Annotated in this window: 22 protein-coding genes; 14 read left to right on the plus strand and 8 right to left on the minus strand. The window is 30.6% G+C overall.

Annotation, left to right across the window (positions count from 1 at the left end; translation table 11 throughout):
• Positions 1 to 57: 57 nt before the first annotated feature.
• Both WA340_RS10695 and aroB read right to left on the minus strand, forming a co-directional pair.
• Positions 58 to 375, minus strand: a complete 318-nt coding sequence (locus WA340_RS10695; RefSeq protein WP_336129032.1) for a hypothetical protein — start codon at positions 373 to 375, stop codon at positions 58 to 60.
• A gap of 86 nt (positions 376 to 461) precedes the next feature.
• The gene (aroB, locus tag WA340_RS10700) at positions 462 to 1,526 is read right to left on the minus strand and encodes a 3-dehydroquinate synthase (RefSeq protein ID WP_336129034.1); all 1,065 of its coding nucleotides are present in this window, start codon (positions 1,524 to 1,526) and stop codon (positions 462 to 464) included.
• An 86-nt stretch (positions 1,527 to 1,612) separates the two neighbouring features.
• Here aroB and WA340_RS10705 point away from each other — a divergent pair, with 86 nt between their 5' ends.
• Positions 1,613 to 2,788 carry a proline dehydrogenase family protein gene (locus WA340_RS10705; protein ID WP_304141461.1) on the plus strand — a complete coding sequence of 392 codons (1,176 nt, stop codon included), beginning with the start codon at positions 1,613 to 1,615 and terminating at the stop codon, positions 2,786 to 2,788.
• Here WA340_RS10705 and WA340_RS10710 read toward each other — a convergent pair.
• The 6 genes from WA340_RS10710 to porX all read right to left on the minus strand — a co-directional run bounded on the left by WA340_RS10710 (position 2,785) and on the right by porX (position 7,279).
• Positions 2,785 to 3,165 carry a hypothetical protein gene (locus tag WA340_RS10710; protein WP_336129038.1) on the minus strand — a complete coding sequence of 127 codons (381 nt, stop codon included), beginning with the start codon at positions 3,163 to 3,165 and terminating at the stop codon, positions 2,785 to 2,787. The genes WA340_RS10705 and WA340_RS10710 overlap by 4 nt on opposite strands.
• 66 nt (positions 3,166 to 3,231) lie before the next feature.
• Positions 3,232 to 4,431, minus strand: coding sequence for an alanine dehydrogenase (locus WA340_RS10715; protein WP_336129040.1), 1,200 nt, complete (start codon positions 4,429 to 4,431; stop codon positions 3,232 to 3,234).
• Between the two features lie 58 nt (positions 4,432 to 4,489).
• Positions 4,490 to 4,939 (minus strand): hypothetical protein, encoded by a 450-nt coding sequence (locus tag WA340_RS10720; RefSeq protein WP_244906268.1) that lies wholly within the window; start codon positions 4,937 to 4,939, stop codon positions 4,490 to 4,492.
• Between the two features lie 34 nt (positions 4,940 to 4,973).
• Positions 4,974 to 5,117, minus strand: coding sequence for a hypothetical protein (locus WA340_RS10725; RefSeq protein ID WP_181256111.1), 144 nt, complete (start codon positions 5,115 to 5,117; stop codon positions 4,974 to 4,976).
• A 170-nt stretch (positions 5,118 to 5,287) separates the two neighbouring features.
• Complete coding sequence (tsaE, locus tag WA340_RS10730) at positions 5,288 to 5,701, minus strand: tRNA (adenosine(37)-N6)-threonylcarbamoyltransferase complex ATPase subunit type 1 TsaE (RefSeq protein WP_336129042.1); 414 nt, start codon at positions 5,699 to 5,701, stop codon at positions 5,288 to 5,290.
• A gap of 24 nt (positions 5,702 to 5,725) precedes the next feature.
• A complete protein-coding gene (gene porX / locus WA340_RS10735) occupies positions 5,726 to 7,279 on the minus strand; it encodes a T9SS response regulator signal transducer PorX (RefSeq protein ID WP_106677812.1) in 1,554 nt (517 codons plus the stop codon).
• A gap of 37 nt (positions 7,280 to 7,316) precedes the next feature.
• On the opposite strand from porX, the gene WA340_RS10740 reads away from it, so the two are divergent.
• From WA340_RS10740 to hisG, 13 genes are all read left to right on the plus strand, one after another.
• Positions 7,317 to 8,546, plus strand: coding sequence for an HD domain-containing protein (locus WA340_RS10740; RefSeq protein ID WP_336129045.1), 1,230 nt, complete (start codon positions 7,317 to 7,319; stop codon positions 8,544 to 8,546).
• Positions 8,547 to 8,571: 25 nt separating this feature from the next.
• A complete protein-coding gene (gene lpxD / locus WA340_RS10745; protein ID WP_336129047.1) occupies positions 8,572 to 9,600 on the plus strand; it encodes a UDP-3-O-(3-hydroxymyristoyl)glucosamine N-acyltransferase in 1,029 nt (342 codons plus the stop codon).
• Positions 9,587 to 10,999, plus strand: coding sequence for a bifunctional UDP-3-O-[3-hydroxymyristoyl] N-acetylglucosamine deacetylase/3-hydroxyacyl-ACP dehydratase (locus tag WA340_RS10750; protein ID WP_027878968.1), 1,413 nt, complete (start codon positions 9,587 to 9,589; stop codon positions 10,997 to 10,999). The genes lpxD and WA340_RS10750 overlap by 14 nt, the downstream gene beginning before the upstream one ends.
• 3 nt (positions 11,000 to 11,002) lie before the next feature.
• Positions 11,003 to 11,788 carry an acyl-ACP--UDP-N-acetylglucosamine O-acyltransferase gene (lpxA, locus tag WA340_RS10755; protein ID WP_027878969.1) on the plus strand — a complete coding sequence of 262 codons (786 nt, stop codon included), beginning with the start codon at positions 11,003 to 11,005 and terminating at the stop codon, positions 11,786 to 11,788.
• A 22-nt stretch (positions 11,789 to 11,810) separates the two neighbouring features.
• Positions 11,811 to 12,377 carry an elongation factor P gene (gene efp / locus WA340_RS10760; protein ID WP_027878970.1) on the plus strand — a complete coding sequence of 189 codons (567 nt, stop codon included), beginning with the start codon at positions 11,811 to 11,813 and terminating at the stop codon, positions 12,375 to 12,377.
• 23 nt (positions 12,378 to 12,400) lie between these two features.
• The gene (locus tag WA340_RS10765) at positions 12,401 to 13,336 is read left to right on the plus strand and encodes a UDP-3-O-(3-hydroxymyristoyl)glucosamine N-acyltransferase (protein WP_336129051.1); all 936 of its coding nucleotides are present in this window, start codon (positions 12,401 to 12,403) and stop codon (positions 13,334 to 13,336) included.
• Entirely contained in the window at positions 13,336 to 13,740 is a 405-nt protein-coding gene (locus WA340_RS10770) for a nuclear transport factor 2 family protein (protein ID WP_223076771.1), read from the plus strand. The genes WA340_RS10765 and WA340_RS10770 overlap by 1 nt, the downstream gene beginning before the upstream one ends.
• 84 nt (positions 13,741 to 13,824) lie before the next feature.
• Positions 13,825 to 14,697, plus strand: a complete 873-nt coding sequence (gene sucD, locus WA340_RS10775) for a succinate--CoA ligase subunit alpha (protein WP_106677801.1) — start codon at positions 13,825 to 13,827, stop codon at positions 14,695 to 14,697.
• Between the two features lie 117 nt (positions 14,698 to 14,814).
• Positions 14,815 to 15,561 (plus strand): 3-oxoacyl-[acyl-carrier-protein] reductase, encoded by a 747-nt coding sequence (fabG, locus tag WA340_RS10780; protein ID WP_336129054.1) that lies wholly within the window; start codon positions 14,815 to 14,817, stop codon positions 15,559 to 15,561.
• A gap of 15 nt (positions 15,562 to 15,576) precedes the next feature.
• Positions 15,577 to 16,113: a hypothetical protein gene (locus WA340_RS10785; protein WP_336129055.1), complete on the plus strand. Its 537-nt coding sequence runs from the start codon at positions 15,577 to 15,579 to the stop codon at positions 16,111 to 16,113.
• A gap of 1 nt (position 16,114) precedes the next feature.
• Entirely contained in the window at positions 16,115 to 18,148 is a 2,034-nt protein-coding gene (locus tag WA340_RS10790; protein ID WP_336129057.1) for a VWA domain-containing protein, read from the plus strand.
• 13 nt (positions 18,149 to 18,161) lie between these two features.
• The gene (locus WA340_RS10795; protein ID WP_027878976.1) at positions 18,162 to 18,977 is read left to right on the plus strand and encodes a prohibitin family protein; all 816 of its coding nucleotides are present in this window, start codon (positions 18,162 to 18,164) and stop codon (positions 18,975 to 18,977) included.
• A gap of 263 nt (positions 18,978 to 19,240) precedes the next feature.
• Positions 19,241 to 20,098 (plus strand): ATP phosphoribosyltransferase, encoded by an 858-nt coding sequence (hisG, locus tag WA340_RS10800; protein ID WP_336129059.1) that lies wholly within the window; start codon positions 19,241 to 19,243, stop codon positions 20,096 to 20,098.
• Positions 20,099 to 20,125 lie beyond the last annotated feature (27 nt).

Raw genomic sequence — 20,125 nt, forward strand, 5'->3', positions numbered from 1 at the left:
TTTACATTTTTAAAATATTAAAAACGCTTCAGGTATTATTATTTGAAGCGTTTTTTTTTATTCTTCCTCATCAATTAAAACGATATCATTACTTAGTGTTGTGTCTTTATTAAAATCCATCACAACATGTCCGTCGCTATTAGTTGTAAAATCTAAATTGCTATCAAAATTTGTCATAGTGTAGTGTAGTTTACTACTAACTTTTACAAGATAAATAGCATCTTTTGTTTTTACTTCAATAGCTTCAATACTGTGGTTGTGATGATCATCAAATTTGATAATATCATCATCTCCATAACCATCAGGAAATTTTTCTGTAAGTAATTGTAATACTTCAGGTGTTAATTTTTTGTAATCGATAATAACTTTTTTCATACCTAATAATTTGATAATTAAGAGGTTAGTGTAGTCATGTAAAAAGTAAAGTATTTAAAATTACAATTTATTTTAATATAAAGGTGTTAATTATTATAAAATTCAAAAGATTTGATAACCAAATCATTAGGTGCTTCTTGATTAATTTTACAGGTTCCTATATTTTCTAAAAGCACAAATTTAATTTTACCATTTTCGTTTTTCTTGTCATGTTTCATAAGCTCTATAATTCCTTCAAAGTCTTTAGGGTCAATTTTAGGTTGACCAAATGTTTTAATTAAAAATGACTTAATTTTTTCGACAGAATTAATGTCTAACCCAAGTATTTTGTGTGATAAAAAACTTTCTAAAACCATTCCTATAGCTATCGCTTCCCCATGTAGTAAAGCTTTATCTACTTGGTTTAAGTAGTAGGATTCTATAGCATGACCAAGTGTATGGCCAAAATTTAAAGTTTTTCTTAAGTTTTGCTCTGTTGGGTCTTTTTCAACAATTTCTTTTTTAACATTAATAGAGTCATAAATTAACCAATCTAAATCTTCAAGTGTTAAGTTAGATAAGTTTTGTAAATCACTATAATGCTTTGGGTTATTTATTAGTCCATGTTTAATCATTTCGGCTAATCCAGAACGCATATCGCGTTGTGGTAAACTGTTTAAAAATGAGGTGTCAATTATGACCATAACAGGTGTTTTTATTATACCTATTTGGTTTTTTAAAGCTCCTAAATCTACACCATTTTTGCCTCCAATAGACGCATCTACCATGGATAATAGGGTAGTGGGTATATTTATAAAATCAATACCACGTTGGTAGCAACATGCAACAAAACCACCTAAATCTGTAACAACGCCACCACCTAAATTAATCATTAAGCTTTTTCTGTCTGCTCCAAGTTCGCTTAAAGCATTCCATAAGCTATTACAAGTATCTAGGTTTTTATGCTGTTCTCCAGGCTCAATCTCTAAAACCTCAATTCTAATATCTGTATTTATATTGGTCAAAAGTTGTGATGAGCAATGTTTATTAGTATTACTATCGGTTAAGATGAAAATTGAAGAGTAATTTTTATTATTTATTTGTTGGTTAAGATTATCGTAAGATTTTTGATTAAAATTAATAGTGTAATCTTGTGTTTGGATAGCTGTCATATTGTGTAAAATGAAGTGTAAAAATAAGGAGTTTTTTAAATAATTTCTATTATAGTTCATTTATATTTGCACATAATTTTTTGATAATGGTCGATAAAAAACTTTTTGAAAATACAGAGATTGCTTTTAAACTTAAAAGTGATTCTCAACTAGATCGTGCTTATTTTTTATTTAAAATGATAGCTAACGAACCGTTAGTTAGAATTGGTACAGCAGCAACAAACTTTGCTTTAAAAGCTCATTTACCTATCGAAGGTCTTATTAGAGCAACTGTTTTTGATCATTTTTGTGGTGGAGTAAGTGAAGAAGATTGTTTGGATGTTATAGATAAGATGTATGAAGCTAAAGTGAGCTCTGTTTTGGATTACTCTGTAGAAGGAAAAGAAATAGAATCTCATTTTGATGACGCAGCTCAAAAAATCATTAAAATAATTCGATTTTGTGAAGAAAGAGAAGCAATGCCAATAGTTGTATTTAAACCTACTGGTTTTGGTCGTTTTTACTTATTTCAGAAAAAAGGAGAAGGAAAACCATTTACAGAAGAAGAACAAAAAGAATGGGATAGAATAGTACAACGTTATCATGACGTCTGTAGTCTAGCAAAACAGAAAGATGTAGAGGTTTTAATAGATGGTGAAGAAAGTTGGATGCAAGATGCTGCAGATGAGTTAGCTGAAGAAATGATGAAAACTTACAATACAGATGTTCCTATAGTTTATAATACTTTGCAAACTTATCGTCATGATAGGTTGGAGTTTTTAAAAGCTTCTCATAAAAGAGCAAAAGAGCAAGGATTTAAACTTGGTTATAAAATTGTAAGAGGCGCTTACATGGAGAAAGAAAGAGAACGTGCAGAAGAAAAAGGCTACGAAAGTCCAATTTGTAAAGATAAGGCAACTACAGATGCTAATTTTAATGACTGCTTAACTTATATTTTACATCACATTGATGATATTTCAGTTTTCATAGGAACACACAATGAAATCAGTAACTACATTGCAATGGAACTTATGGAGACTTTAAATATTGATATAAAAGATAATCGTGTATGGTTTGGACAGCTTTACGGTATGAGCGATAATATTAGTTTTAATTTAGCAGCTAAAGGATATAATGTTGCTAAATACTTACCGTTTGGACCTGTTAAAGATGTTATGCCTTATTTGATTAGAAGAGCAGAAGAAAATACATCTGTTGCAGGACAAACTAGTAGAGAATTAACATTAATTAAAAAAGAAAGACAGAGAAGAAAAAATGCTTAATCTTTAATCTTTATTGATTGCAAAGTGACAGTTTTTTTACAGTTTTTTACAGTAAGGATAATAGTTTTATTATCCTTTTCTTTTTCAATATGATAAATGCCGCAAGGTTCTTTTCTTGGTTCACTTTTAGAGAAAACAACATCTCCTTCTTTTAGTATGTTTTTTATGGTAGTAGTATCTATTTCTTTATTCTGCAGTAAGACTTGACTGTCTTCTGAGTATTTTAACACTTTATTATTTATATCTTTTAACACTCTAGATTCTGGACCATAATCATATTGGCAAGACGTTTTACTTCCGTTTAAAAAAAAAGCTAATAATACTAATCCGATAGCAAAACCACCAAGGTAATATCCTAATCTGTGAATAAATTTCATGTAGTTTAAAATTTGAGCAAAATTCGTAAAATGATTTCACTTAAATAATAAATTCTAAAAGTATTTTTAGAAAATAAGAAGGTTGATATCGCTATGTTTTAAATCAAACCATTCTCCAACTGCACGACTAGTTAAAATTCCATGATAAAAGTAAAGACCGTTTTTTAAACCTTTATCAAATCTAATGGCATGTTCAAGACCGCCATCATCTGCTATTTTTAATAAATAAGGTGTAAATATATTACTGATAGAAGCAGAAGCTGTTCTAGAATATCTTGCAGGAATATTAGGGACACAATAATGAATAACATCGTGTTTTCTAAATGTTGGCTTGTTATGAGATGTAATTTCGCTAGTTTCAAAACATCCTCCCATATCAATACTAACATCTATAATTACGGAGCCTTTTTTCATGTTTTCAACCATTGCTTCTGTAACTATGATAGGAGATCTATCTTTACCTCTTACAGCACCAATTACAACATCGCATCGCTTTAAAGCTTTACTTAAATATTTAGGCTGGATAGTAGACGTATATATTGTTCGATTTAAGTTAGTTTGTAAGCAACGTAATTTTGTTATAGAATTATCAAATACTTTTACATTAGCTCCTAATCCTATAGCGCTTCTTGCTGCAAATTCGCCAACAGTTCCTGCGCCTAGTATAACAACTTCTGTAGGAGGAACACCGCTAATATTACCAAACATTAGACCATTACCTTGACTAGAGCTGCTTAATAGTTCTGATGCTATAAGTACAGAAGCTGTACCAGCAATTTCACTTAAAGCTCTAACAGCAGGGTAAGCACCTACATCATCTTTTATAAACTCAAAAGCTAGTGCTGTTATGCGTTTTGCTGCTAGTTTTTCAAAATATTTTTTAGTTTGAGTCTTTATTTGTAACGCAGAGATAAGTGTTGTTTGAGGGTTTATTAGATCTAATTCTTCTAAAGTTGGTGGTTCAACTTTTAGAATCATAGGGCAACTATAAACTTTAGCTGTATCTTTTGTTATTTCGGCACCAGCTTCACTATAATCTTTATCAGAAAAATTAGCGCCAAGTCCAGCTTCAGATTCAATAAGAACTCTGTGTCCATTATTAACTATAGCAGAAACAGCATCTGGAGTCAAGCATACACGTTTTTCTTGAAAAGCAGTTTCTTTTGGTATACCGATAAAAAGTTCGCTTTTATGCTTATAAATTTCTAAAGTTTCTTCTTGAGGGATAAGTTGTGCTTTAGAAAACGGCGTTATGGATTTAGACATTGATAAGTCAGTTTTTAAATATGAAACAAATTACGAAATAAATTGTAATTGCTAAACATTAAAAATACTGCTTAATTTTTCCCCAAAGTGATTTTGGTTTAAAAGTTAATTCATCCTCTAATTCTTGTATTGATTTATTTACAGAATTTATTTTATGAAATATTCTAGCTCTTATTAGGTAAATTGAAGGAATAACAATAGCCATAGCTATAATCAAGTATTTAAATTGATTGCTATCAACATATTGTAAGTCTTCATTTATAACATTAATAAGTTGAAATATATACATTATAATAGGAATTATTAGGGCATGATACCACCAGTGTCTACATGTGAAAAACCATATTATCAACAAATAAAGCGGAATAAACTTCCCCATTATTGTCCAAACACCAGCTAAAGCACTTCCATAATATTTGCTATCATAAGTAAATAAAAAAGTGTCCCAGATTTTTCTATCTGGAACACTCTCATAAGAATAAAAAAGATACGGTGTAATAGCAATCATTGTTGCTACAATTGTACCTAATATAAAACTTTTGTTATCCGTGAGTTGGAACTTTGATTTTACTCCTGTCGATTTCTGTTGTTTGTTGCTCATTTAAATCAATAAGATTTGTCGCTTGTGCAGTGAATAAAACGCCACCAAAAATTGCTAAGGCAATTACATACTTTTTAGTTTTCATAATGTTAGGGATTTAATTAATTAATACCGCTAAAGTATATTGAAAACTAATATGATTTCAAGCTAAATGTTAAAATAATGTTAAAAAATATATTTTTCCAATTTTTTGTTGTGGTTAAAACCGCAAACGCACCAAAAATACATTTTTTTGTTAAAAAAAAAAGAGATTTTTTATTTAGTGTTAGACAATCTAATTTGTCTAGAACTATTGTTAGTAGTTGTAAAACTTAAAACTGTATACTCTTCTTGTAACATGGGTTTTAATAATTCAGGCCATTCTACAAAAACATACTTATGACTATATGTGTATGTTTCTATTCCAAAATTATAAAGTTCTTCTTCTTCGTTTACGCGATATAAATCAAAATGATAAATAATATTATCATTTGTTTCATATTCGTTTACTAAAGAAAAAGTAGGGCTACTTACAGTATCTTGACTTCCTAGTTGCTTTACAAGTTTTTTAATTAGAGTGGTTTTTCCTGAACCCATTTCGCCTTCAAAAAGGATGATTTTGGATTTAGCATTTTTTAAAACAAAATTAGAAGCCTCTTCTAGTTGATCTAATGTATATGTAAAATTCACTATTAATTTTTTTGCAAAATTAGTTTATTTAGGATTTAGTACAACAAAAGGAATAATCATTTCTTCTAAAGATACACCACCATGTTGATAAGTGTTTCTATAATGACTAACATAGTGATTGTAATTATTAGGGTATGCAAAAAACAAATCACTTTTAGCAAAAATGAAAGAGCTACTCATCGTAATAGAAGGTAAGTGTATTGTTTTTGGGTCTTTTGCAACTAAAACATCTTTTTCTTCATAGCTTAAGCTTCGTCCTGTTTTGTAACGTAGGTTTAAGCTGGTGTCACGATCACCAATTACTTTTGAAGGATGTTTAACATTTATAGTACCATGATCTGTTGTAATGATTAATTTAAAACCAAGTTGTTGGGCTTGTTGAATCATCTCTAATAAAGGTGAGTTTTTAAACCAACTTTGGGTTAAGGATCTATATGCCTTATCATTAGAAGCCAGTTCTTTAACAACCTCCATATCTGTCTTTGCATGAGATAGCATATCTACAAAATTATAAACAACAACAGTTAAATCGTTATCTTTAAGACCTTTAAAATTGTCTGCTAATTGTTTGCCGCTTTTAAGGTTTGTAATTTTATAAAACTCATGTTTTAAGTGTGTTAAGCCTAATCTTTTGATTTGGGCTTCTAAAAAATCTGCTTCATATAGGTTTTTTCCACCTTCATCTGTATCATTCTTCCAAAGATTAGGATGAAGCTTTTCCATATCAGCAGGCATTAAACCAGAGAAAATAGCATTTCTAGCATATTGTGTAGCGGTTGGTAATATGCTATAAAACGCTTCTTCATTTTCTTTTTTATAATGATTAGCTACTGTTGGCTCAAATGCTTTCCATTGGTCATACCTTAAATTATCTACTACAATAAGTAATGTAGGCTGCTCTTTACTAAGTTCTGGAGCAATTTTTTCTCTAAAAAGCGTATGAGATAATATTGGTGCGTCTGTGTTAGGCTGAAACCAAGTAGGGTAATTTTTATCTATAAACTTACCAAATTGTATGTTGGCTTCGTTTTTTTGAGATTCTAGGATTTCAAACATACTTGGGTCTTCAATATTTTCTAGTTGAATTTCCCAATAAATCAGTTTTTGATATAATGAAACCCAATCTTCATAACTATTAACCATAGCAAGATCCATTGCTATTTTTCTAAATTCTTGTTGGTAATTAGAAGTTGTTTTTTCGCTAACCAATCTTGAGTGGTCTAAATTTTTCTTTAAACTTAATAGTATTTGATTTGGATTGACAGGTTTTATTAAATAATCAGCTATTTTATTACCAATAGCTTCTTCCATAATATATTCTTCTTCACTTTTGGTAATCATTACAACAGGAATGGTATCTTTTATTTCTTTAATTTCATTTAAAGTCTCAAGTCCTGTTAGTCCTGGCATATTTTCATCTAAAAAGACAATGTCAAAATTCTTTTCATTTAAAATTTCTAATGCTTCTGTACCGCTATTACAAGTTGTAACATTGTAGTTTTTTTGTTCTAAAAATATGATGTGTGGTTTAAGTAAATCAATTTCGTCGTCTACCCAAAGAATATTTATATTGTTCATGTATATTTGTTATCTAATTATAATGTAAAGATTTAGTTTGAGAAAAATAAACAAACTTAAAATATTAAACGATCCAATTTACGGATTTATTACTATACCAAACTCGACAATTTTTGATTTAATAGAGCATAAATATTTTCAAAGGTTGCGACGTATTTCGCAAATGGGTTTGTCATATTTGGTATATCCTGGTGCGCACCATACAAGATTTCATCATGCTATTGGCTGTATGCATTTAATGCAAAAAGCGGTGCAAGTACTTCGCTTTAAAGGTATTAAAATTTCTAAAGAAGAAGAGGAAGCGCTATATATAGCTATTTTGTTACATGATATTGGACATGGTCCATTTTCTCATGCAATGGAACACAGCATAGTAAATGGTGTATCTCATGAAGAAATTTCTGTGCTTTTTATGCAAAAGTTAAACGAAGAATTTAACGGCGATTTAACACTAGCAATAAAGATTTTTAAAGGCGATTATCACCGTAAGTTTATGCTTCAGCTAATTTCTAGTCAAATAGATATGGACCGAGCAGACTATTTAAAACGAGATAGTTTTTATACAGGTGTTTCTGAAGGAAATATAAATAGCGAACGTATAATAACAATGCTTAATGTAAAAGATAATGAGCTGGTTATTGAACATAAAGGTATTTACAGTGTCGAAAAATTTTTAGTAGCAAGGCGTCTTATGTATTGGCAAGTCTATTTACATAAAACAAGTTTAGTAGCAGAACAGCTTGTAATAAGAGTTTTAAAAAGAGCAAAAGAACTAAGCAGGCAAGGCGTAAAATTAGAAGCTAGTAAACCATTACAGTTTTTCTTGAAAAATGAAATAACATTAAACGAATTTGATGATAATTGCTTAGATACTTTTGCCAAATTAGATGATTATGATATCATTTCTGCAATGAAATCTTGGCAGCATCATGAAGATTTTGTGTTGAGTAATCTATGTGAAATGATAATTGATAGACAACTACTTAAAGTTAAAATAAAGAAGAAACCAATAAAAGAAGACATCTTATTTATTCACATAAAGTCTTTAATGGATAAATATAATATTACAGAGGATGAAGCTAAGTATTTTGTGTTTAAAGGAGAAATAAGTAATCAGGCATATACAAGAAGTAAGCAGAATATAAAGATTCTTTATAAGTCTGGAAAAGTTGATGATGTAGTCAAAGCTTCTGATCAATTAAATTTAAAAGCACTATCAAAAAAGGTAACAAAACATTATATATGTTATCCAAAGCAGAAACTTTAATTCATTTTTTCTATTTTTGCCAATAATGAAATTTACAGCAGAACAAATAGCTGGTATTTTAGAAGGTGTCGTAGAGGGAAATCCTCAAGTAGAAGTTTCTAAATTATCAAAAATAGAAGAAGGGGAAGAAGGTGCATTAACCTTTTTAGCAAACCCTAAATACACACATTATATATATACTACAAAAGCATCAATTGCTATTGTAAACAATACATTTATACCAGAACAAGACCTTAGTTGTACACTAATAAAGGTAGAAGACGCTTATAAAGCATTTTCTAAATTATTAGAATACTACAATCAAGTAAAGCTTAATAAATCAGGAATAGAGCAACCTTCTTATATTTCAGATAATGTAAAGCAAGGAGATAATATTTACATAGGTGCATTTACTTATATAGGTAATAATGTTACCTTAGGTAATAATGTGAAAATTTTTCCTAGTAGTTACATAGGAGATAATGTAACTATAGGAGACAATACGGTTGTTTTTTCTGGAGCAAAAGTATATTCAGAATCGATAATAGGTAAAAACTGTGTGATTAATTCTGGAGCCATAATTGGAGCAGATGGTTTTGGTTTTGCGCCTGATGAAAACGGAGAATATTCTAAAGTACCGCAAATAGGTAACGTTATTTTAGAAGATTTTGTAGATATTGGCGCAGCGACTACTATAGATAGAGCGACTTTAGGATCTACAATTATAAGAAGAGGCGTAAAGTTAGATAACCAAATACAAATAGCTCACAACGTAGAAATAGGAAAAAACACTGTAATAGCAGCTCAAACAGGTGTTGCTGGTTCTACTAAAATTGGCGAAAATTGCCAAATTGGTGGTCAAGTTGGTATTGTAGGACATATTACTATTGGTAATAATGTAAAAATACAAGCACAATCTGGTATAGGCAGAAATGTAAAAGACAATGAAGTATTACAAGGTTCACCAGCATTATCTTACGGTGATTTTAATAAATCGTATGTATATTTTAAAAACTTACCAAAAATAGTTAAAACTGTAAACGACTTAGAAAAAAACAATAATGGCAATAATTAATACAGACGTCAAACAAAAAACCATTAAAAGTGAAATATCTCTTACAGGTGTTGGTTTACACACAGGTAAAGATGTAACATTAACCTTTAAGCCAGCGCCAGAAAATGCTGGTTTTGCTTTTAAACGTATAGACTTAGAAGGCGCTCCAGTAATTGAAGCAGACGCTAACTATGTTACTAATACACAACGCGGTACTTGTTTAGAGAAAAATGGAGTAACCATTCAGACTTGTGAGCATGTTTTGGCTGCATTAGTAGGTATGGGTATTGATAATGCTTTATTAGAATTAGATAATTCTGAACCACCAATAATGGACGGTTCCTCTAAGTTTTTTGTAGAAGCTATAGAAAAAGCTGGTATTGTAGAACAAGAAGCAACAAGAGAAGTATTTGAAGTTACAGACGTTATTTCTTACACAGATGAAGAAACTGGTAGCGAAATTTTAGTTATGCCAGCTTCAGATTATAAGGTTACAACAATGGTAGATTTTGGAACTAAAGTTTTAGGAACTCAAAATGCTACTTTAGATAAAATGGCAGATTTTAAAGATCATATTTCTTGTTCAAGGACTTTTAGTTTTTTACACGAATTAGAATCTTTATTAGAACACGGTTTAATTAAAGGTGGCGATCTAAACAATGCAATTGTTTATGTAGATAAAGAAATATCGCCTAACACTATAGAAAAACTTAAAGTAGCATTTAACAAAGATACTATAGCAGTTAAACCAAATGGTATTTTAGATAACTTAACCTTACATCATCCAAATGAAGCAGCCAGACATAAATTGTTAGATGTTATAGGAGATTTAGCTTTAATAGGAACACATATAAAAGGGAAAGTTATAGCTAATAAACCAGGACATTTTGTAAATACACAATTTGCAAAAAAAATGTCCAAATTAATTAAAAACGAAAGACGTAACAACGTTCCAAAAGTTGATTTAAATCAAACACCTTTAATGGATGTTAATCAAATTATGGATATGTTACCACATAGACAGCCATTCTTATTATTAGATAAAGTTTTTGAACTTACAGATCAATATGTAATAGGAGCAAAAAATGTAACCATGAATGAAGACTTCTTTAGAGGTCACTTTCCTGGTGCACCAGTAATGCCTGGTGTTTTAATAGTAGAAGCTATGGCGCAAACCGGTGGTATTTTAGTATTAAGTACCGTGCCAGATCCTGAAAATTATTTAACATTTTTCATGAAAATGGATAACGTTAAATTCAAACAAAAAGTAATGCCAGGTGATACTTTAATCTTCAAATGCGAATTAATCACACCAATACGTCGTGGTATTTGTCATATGCAAGGTTACGCTTATGCAAACGGTAAATTATGTGCAGAAGCCGAATTAATGGCGCAAATAACTAAAGTTAAAAACGACTAAAAAATGAATCAACCATTAGCATACGTTCATCCTGGAGCGAAAATTGCAAAAAATGTAGTTATAGAACCATTTGCTACTATCCATAATAATGTTACAATTGGAGAAGGCACATGGATAGGTAGTAACGTAACCATCATGGAAGGTGCTAGAATAGGAAAAAATTGTAACATTTTTCCTGGTGCAGTTATTTCTGCAGTACCACAAGATTTAAAGTATAACGACGAAGACACATTAACTATTATAGGTGATAACGTAACCATAAGAGAATGTGTTACTATAAATAGAGGTACAACAGACAAAATGAAAACAGTTGTAGGTGACAATTGTTTAATTATGGCGTATTGTCACATAGCGCACGACTGTACTGTTGGTAACAACTGTATATTCTCTAATAATAGTACCTTAGCTGGGCATATAACCATTGGTGATTATGTTGTTTTAGCTGGTATGACAGCAGTACACCAATTCTGTTCAATTGGTAATCATGCTTTTGTAACAGGTGGATCTTTAGTTCGTAAAGATGTTCCGCCTTTTGTTAAAGCGGCAAGAGAGCCTCTATCTTACGTAGGTATAAATTCTGTTGGTTTAAGACGACGTGGTTTTACAACCGAAAAAATTAGAGAAATTCAAGATATTTTCAGAATTCTTTATCAAAAAAATTATAATAACTCTCAAGCAGCTGCAATTATTGAAGCTGAAATGGAAGCAACTCCAGAACGAGACGAAATCCTTCAATTTATCAAAAATTCTCATCGTGGAATTATGAAAGGATATTTTACATCAAATTAAAAATTCAAATTAAAAGTAAAAAATGGCAACAACATCAGATATTAGAAACGGTTTATGTATTAGATATAACAATGATATATATAAAATCATTGAGTTTTTACATGTAAAACCTGGTAAAGGTCCTGCGTTTGTTAGAACAAAATTAAAAAGTGTAACTACAGGTAAAGTATTAGATAATACATTTTCTGCAGGTCATAAATTAGACGATGTGAGAGTAGAAACTCATAAGTTTCAATTCTTATATAATGATGGAGAATTCTATCATTTTATGAATGAAGAAGATTATACACAAATAAGACTTTTAGAATCTGCTTTAGATAGACCAGATTTAATGAAAGAAGGAGAAGTGGTAACTATTCAGATAAACTCTGAAGATAATATGCCTCTTTCTGTAGATATGCCTGCTACAGTAATTTTAGAAGTAACAGCTACAGAACCTGGAGTTAAAGGTAATACAGCTACAAATGCTACAAAACCTGCAACTGTAGAAACTGGAGCAACTGTAAATGTACCTTTATTTATAAATGAAGGTGATAAAATTAAGGTTGAAACAGAAAAAGGAACCTATAAAGAAAGAGTTAAAGAATAATTTAACTCTTTTGTTTTTTTAAAATGAAATTCCCAAAACCTCATACACTTCAGCAAATAGCGCAACTAATTAATTGCGAGTTTGTTGGCAATGAAAACTTTGAAGTTTTAGGCATGAATGAAATTCATGTTGTAGAACCTGGAGATATCGTATTTGTAGATCATCCAAAATATTACGACAAAGCTTTAAATAGCGCAGCAACAATAATTCTTATTAATAAAGAAGTAGATTGTCCAGAAGGAAAAGCTTTATTAATTAGTGATGATCCTTTTAGAGATTTCAATAAGTTAACTAATCATTTTAAACCATTTGTTCCTTCAAGTTCTGCAATTTCAGATACTGCTAAAATTGGAAAAAACACCATAATTCAACCAAATTGTTTTATAGGAAATAACGTGACTATTGGTGATAATTGTGTTATTCATTCTAATGTAAGTATTTATGACGATACAATTATAGGCAACAACGTTACCATACATGCAGGCTGTGTGTTAGGAGCAAGTGCTTTTTACTATAAAAACAGACCAGAAGGTTTTGATCAATTAAAATCTGGTGGACGCGTTATCATTAAAGATAATGTAGATATTGGTGCTATGTGTAGCATCGATCGTGGTGTTACTGGAGATACTACTATTGGTGAAGGATCTAAACTAGATAACCAAATTCAAGTTGGTCATGATACTGTAATTGGTAAAAAATGCTTAATAGCTTCTCAAACAGGCATAGCAGGTTGTTGTATTATTGAAGATGAAGTCACGCTTTGGGGACAAGTTGGTACAACTAGTGGTATAACTATTGGTAAAAAAGCAAATGTTTTAGGGCAAACAGGTGTTACAAAATCTATTGCAGGCGGAAAATCCTATTTCGGTACGCCAATAGAAGAATCTAGAGAGAAACTGAAAGATTTAGCATACGTCAAAAAAATTCCTGAAATTTTAAAACAATTAAAAGAAAAGTAATGACAGCAAAAGAGGTTGTAAAATCATTTTATAGTTTAGACTTAGCTAAAGATAACGAAGCTATAAAGTTTATTCATAAAGATTGCTTGTTACATTGGAATAGTAGTAAAGGCTACATGTGTTCTGATTATAAAATGATCAAAGAGCGAATAGAAACCTTAAAAAAAGCATTTCATTCGTTTAATTACAAGCTTAGTCATTTGTTAGAGGATAATAATACAGTAACAGCAAGATATACCATTTATGTAACTTCAATTGAAAAACCTGAAGATGAAGAACCTTTAGCGCATTTTATTTCAATTTGGGAAGTTAAAAATGGACAACTATATAGAGGACATGAAATAAGTCAGCTAGCAGACGAAAATTCTCAAAATTTAAACTCATTTTCTGAAATTAAAGTTTAAAAATACTTTAGTAATAGCAATCAAAAACTTATTTTTGTTACACAAAAAAATAAAAACATTTAAAAATTCTTAATAATACAAAACATGAGCGTTTTAGTAAACAAAGATTCAAAAATAATAGTTCAAGGTTTTACAGGTAGCGAAGGTACTTTCCACGCTGGTCAAATGATAGAATACGGTACCAACGTTGTTGGTGGTGTAACACCAGGTAAAGGTGGTCAATCTCACTTAGATAGACCTGTATTTAACACAGTATCAGAAGCTGTAGAAAAAGTAGGAGCAGACACTTCAATAATATTTGTTCCACCAGCATTTGCAGCAGATGCTATTATGGAATCGGCAGACGCTGGTATTAAAGTAATTATTTGTATTACAGAAGGAATTCCTGTAGCAGACATGATTAAAGCTGCAGATTATATTAAAGGTAAAGACTGTCGTTTAGTCGGTCCTAACTGTCCAGGTGTAATTACACCAGGTGAAGCAAAAGTTGGTATCATGCCAGGTTTTGTATTCAAACAAGGAAAAGTAGGTATTGTTTCTAAATCAGGAACATTAACTTACGAAGCAGCAGATCAAGTTGTAAAACAAGGTTTAGGTATTACTACTGCAATTGGTATTGGTGGTGATCCAATTATCGGTACTACAACTAAAGAAGCTGTAGAATTATTAATTAATGATCCAGAAACCGAGTGTGTTGTTATGATTGGTGAAATTGGTGGACAATTAGAAGCAGACGCAGCTAATTGGTACAAAGCTTCAGGAAGTAAAAAACCAATCGTTGGATTTATAGCAGGTGAAACTGCGCCAGCTGGTCGTACAATGGGACACGCAGGAGCAATTGTTGGTGGATCTGATGATACAGCTCAAGCTAAAAAAGCTATTATGAGAGATTGCGGAATCCACGTAGTAGATTCTCCAGCAGAAATAGGTAAAAAAGTAGCTGAAGTAATGGGATAAGCCCAATAACATAAACTATTTAAAGCCTCATAATTTTATGACAATTATGAGGCTTTTTCTTATCAATAACATTCTAAATAACTATATTTGAAATACTAATTGAAAACAGAATTATAAATGAAACTTTTAGAAAATAAAACAGCTATTATTACAGGTGCTTCAAGAGGAATAGGAAAAGGAATAGCACAAGTCTTTGCTCAAAACGGAGCAAATGTAGCATTTACATATAGCTCTTCTGTTGAAGCAGCAAATGAATTAGAAGAAGAGCTAAACGCTTTAGGTGTTAAAGCTAAAGGATATCAAAGTAACGCTGCTAGTTTTGAAGAAGCTCAAAAATTAGCAGAAGATGTGTTAGCAGAATTTGGTAGTATAGACGTATTAGTTAACAATGCCGGTATTACTAAAGATAACTTGTTAATGCGTATGGGCGAAGAAGATTTTGATAAAGTAATCGAAGTAAATCTTAAATCTGTGTTTAACATGACAAAAGCTGTACAACGTACTATGCTTAAACAACGTAAAGGATCTATTATCAATATGAGTTCTGTTGTTGGTGTTAAAGGTAATGCAGGACAAACTAACTATGCAGCAAGTAAAGCTGGTATTATTGGTTTTTCTAAGTCTGTAGCTTTGGAGTTAGGTTCTAGAAATATTAGAAGTAACGTAATTGCACCTGGCTTTATCGAAACTGAAATGACAGGAAAATTAGACGAAAAAACTGTGCAAGGTTGGCGTGATGCTATACCATTAAAACGTGGTGGTACGCCGGAAGATATTGCAAATGCTTGTGTATTTTTAGCTAGTGATATGTCTGCTTACGTAACAGGACAAACGATTAACGTTGATGGCGGAATGTTAACTTAATTCAATTAATACATTATGAAAAATTTATTCTTTGCACTTACATTATTTATTACTTGTTCTTCATTAAGCGTAGCTCAAGATTGGATAAATTACAAATCAGAAGAATTAGCCTTTATTGCAGAGTTTCCAGAAACTCCAAAAAAATCAGTTCAAGAAGTTCAAACATCAGTAGGACTTATTGATATGCATATGGTAATGAGTACTCCTGTTAATGACGATAATGGTGTATACAGCGTAATAAAATCAGATTATCCTAAAAGTTTTTTTGATAATGCTACAGAAGAGTCTAATTCTAAGGTTTTAGACGGAGCAGTGCAAGGAGCGGTAAATAATGTTAACGGAAAATTGTTATACTCAAATAAAATAACGTTTAATGGTTTTCCTGGTAGAGAATCAAAAATTGAAATAACTGGCGCGTATTTGTATCTTAACTCTTATTTGGTTAATAATCAAATGTATATAAACCAAGTGATTTGTTATGCAGATAACGATAACAATGCTTCAATAAAACGTTTTTTTGATTCTTTTGATATTATAAAAGTGAAAGAATAAATTGTCAACACAAAGCCTATTATTAATCATATTAGCAGGAATTATAGCGCTACTTTTAGCGCTTTTCCAGTATAAATACAAAACAAAAAGCGCATTAAAAGACAATGCGCTTTTTGTTGTTTTAAGGTTTTTAACCTTTTTTTCTGTCTTTTTACTTTTGATTAATCCAAAATTTGAACAAAATTCTATATATACAGAAAAACCTAATTTAGTTATTGTTGCAGATAATTCAGCGTCTATTTCTCATTTAAAACAAAATGAAAAAGAACTTGAATTTATAAGTCAACTAAAAGAAAATCAAAAGATTAATAATAAGTTTAATGTTGAATATTTCACTTTTGGAAATCAGTTAAACACATCAGGTAATTTAAATTTTAAAGACCAACAAACCAACCTAAATAAAGTATTTAGAGATTTATCCGAGATTTATAAAAACTCAACAGCGCCAACATTACTAATTTCCGACGGAAATCAAACTATAGGTAGCGATTATCAATTCTCTGCTAATAACTATAAACAACCGATTTATCCAATCATACTTGGTGATACCATTACGTATTCAGATTTAAAAATTAGTCAGTTAAACGTTAATAAATATGCGTATTTAAAAAATAGATTTCCAATTGAAGCGATTGTTGTTTACAACGGAAATGAAACAGTAACCAAAAACTTTACCATCACACAAAATGGTAAAATAGTATTTTCAAAACCGATTACATTTTCTAAAGACAAATCTTCCGAAATTATTAATACAACCTTACCAGCATCTTCTGTAGGTGTTAAAAGTTATCAAGCTCAAATAGTTCCAATTTCAACTGAAAAAAATAAGATTAATAATTATAAAAATTTTGCTGTAGAAGTCATTGATCAAAAGACAAAAGTTGCAGTTGTTAGCACTGTTTTGCATCCAGATTTAGGTGCTATTAAAAAAAGCATTGAAAGCAATGAGCAGCGCGAAGTTTCATTTTTAAAACCAAATGAAACTTTAAATCAATTAAATGATTTTCAATTAATTATACTACATCAACCAAACAATTCATTTAAACAATTATATGAAGCTTTAGAAGTTCAAAATAAAAATAAGTGGGTGATTTCTGGAGTAAAAACAGATTGGCGATTCTTAAATTCGGTATCCAAAAATTATAACTTAGAAATCACATCTCAAACCGAAGATTATCAAGCTAACCTTAATCAAAATTATAGCAATTTTATTGTAGATGATATCGATTTTGAAAGCTTTCCTCCATTAAAATCTAATTTTGGCGCACCAGATTTTTCTGTGCCTTACCAATCTATTTTGAATAAAACCGTTTCTGGTATTCCAACAAACGAGCCTCTTTTAGCAACTTTTGAAATTAACGGTAGAAGAGAAGCGATTCTTTTTGGAGAAAACCTATGGAAATGGCGTTCTCAAAACTATTTAAACGATCAGTCGTTTGAAGCGTTTGATGCTTTTATTGGTAAAATGGTGCAGTATTTAGCTTCAAATCAACGCAAAAATAGGTTAACAGTCGATTATAATTCATTTTACAATGGTAGCGATAATATTGTTATCAGCGCACAATATTTCAATAAAAACTACGAATTTGATGCAACTGAAAACTTAAATATTTCACTTAATAATAAGGAGACTAATAAAAAAATATCAAGACCATTAATACTAAAAAACAACAGTTATCAAGTTAATTTAAATGGTTTAGACGCTGGAGATTACAGTTTTACAGTTAGTTCTACTACAGATAAATTATCATCGTTAGGTAATTTTAAAATTATACCATTTAATGTAGAGCAACAATTTTTAAACGCTAATGTAACAAAGTTGCAACAAGTTGCTACTAATAGTAAAGGTCAAGCTTATTTTATTGATAACACTTCTACTTTGGCAGATAGTTTATTATCAGATAATCGTTATCAGCCAATTCTTAAAACCAATAAAAGAGTTGTACCTTTGATAAACTGGTATTATCTACTATTTTTTATAGCATTGTGCTTAGCTTTAGAATGGTTTATCAGGAAATATAAAGGATTAATTTAAAATAAAAATTACAATGGAAAGATTACCAAAAATTGCATTCCCTTTTATCATTGCGGGAGTTATATTTATAATTATAATAGCTAAATCTGCTGTCACCATAGATGCCGGTCATGCTGCAGTTTTATATGAAACTTTAGGAGATGGAGTAGACTCTAATAAAGCACCTTTAGGTCCAGGTTTTCATATAATTGCTCCATGGAATAGAGTTATAGATTACGAAACACGTCAGCAAGAAATTCCAGAAAAAATGTCTGTATTATCATCTAATGGATTAGATATAAAATTAGATGCATCGGTGTTATACGAACCAGATGTTAAAAACTTAGGAAAATTGCATAATGAGAAAGGAGAAAATTATTTAAGCAGAGTTTTACAACCTGCTATAAGAAGTGCTGCAAGAAGTGTAGTAGGTCGTTATACTCCAGAACAATTATATTCTACTAAAAGAGATGCTATTCAAGAAGAAATTTTTGAAGAAACTAGAAAAATTGTAGAAAGTCAATACATTCAACTTAATAATGTTTTGATTAGAGATGTTACGTTACCACCTACAATTAAAGAAGCTATAGAAAGAAAACTTAGACAAGAACAAGAATCTTTAGAGTATGAATTTAGATTAGTTACTGCTGAAAAAGAAGCTCAAAAACAACGTATTGAGGCACAAGGTAAAGCAGATGCTAATAGAATTTTAAGCGCTTCTTTAACAGATAAAATCCTTCAAGATAAGGGTATTGAAGCGACTAATAAATTAGCAGAATCACCTAATAGTAAAGTTGTTATAATAGGTTCTGGTGAAAGTGGAATGCCTATTATTTTAGGTAATCAATAATAATTAAATTAATTTTAACATTTCATAATTTGGAATTTTAAATATTAATTTACAATCTTTGTGCAGAACAAAATAAGACATGACTTTTATTCAATTACATCATCATCATTTCCATACTTGCACTCAAGCGAGCTAGAAATGTATTGAATAAAACCAAAATATTTTTAAAACCGTTTGAGTAAATCAAGCGGTTTTTTTATTCCTGTAAAAACAGGAATCTTACCCAAAAAGATTTACTCAAACACTTTAACAAAAAAAGAAAAATGAGTAAACTAAAAATTGCAATTCAAAAATCAGGACGATTAAATGAGGATTCTATGAAAATCCTTAAAGACGTTGGTATTTCTATCGATAATGGTAAAGATCAACTTAAAGCTTCGGCTAAAAACTTCCCATTAGAAGTCTTTTATTTACGTAACGGAGACATTCCGCAGTATTTAAAAGATGGCGTTGTAGACGTCGCTATTATTGGTGAAAATGTCTTGGTAGAAAAAGGACAAGACATCACTATTGCAGAGAAATTAGGATTTTCTAGCTGTAAGGTGTCTGTAGCGATTCCTAAAGGAAAAAGCTATAATTCTATTAAAGATTTAGAAGGAAAGCGAATCGCGACGTCGTACCCAAACACAGTCAACCAATTTTTAAAAGACAACAATGTCAGTGCAAATTTACACATCATTAATGGTTCTGTAGAAATTGCGCCAAACATTGGATTAGCAGATGCGATTGTGGATATTGTATCTAGCGGAAGCACTTTGTTTAAAAACAATCTTAAAGAAGTTGAAGTTATTTTAAAATCGGAGGCTGTCTTAGCAGTTTCACCTCAAATTTCTACTGAAAATCAAGCGATTTTAAATAAGTTACAGTTTAGATTGCAATCAGTTTTAAAAGCAAGAAACTCACGTTACGTCTTACTTAACGCACCAAATAACAAGGTTGACGACATTATAAATATTTTACCAGGAATGAAAAGTCCAACCGTTTTACCGTTAGCAGAAGAAGGTTGGAGTTCAATACATTCCGTAATCAATAAAAATGATTTTTGGGAAATTATAGACGAATTAAAAGACAATGGAGCAGAAGGCATATTAGTTTGTCCAATTGAAAATATGGTGCTTTAAGTCATTGTCATGCTGAACTTGATTCAG

The organism is Mesoflavibacter sp. CH_XMU1422-2 (assembly GCF_037029245.1).
In the GTDB taxonomy this organism is placed as follows: domain Bacteria; phylum Bacteroidota; class Bacteroidia; order Flavobacteriales; family Flavobacteriaceae; genus Mesoflavibacter; species Mesoflavibacter zeaxanthinifaciens.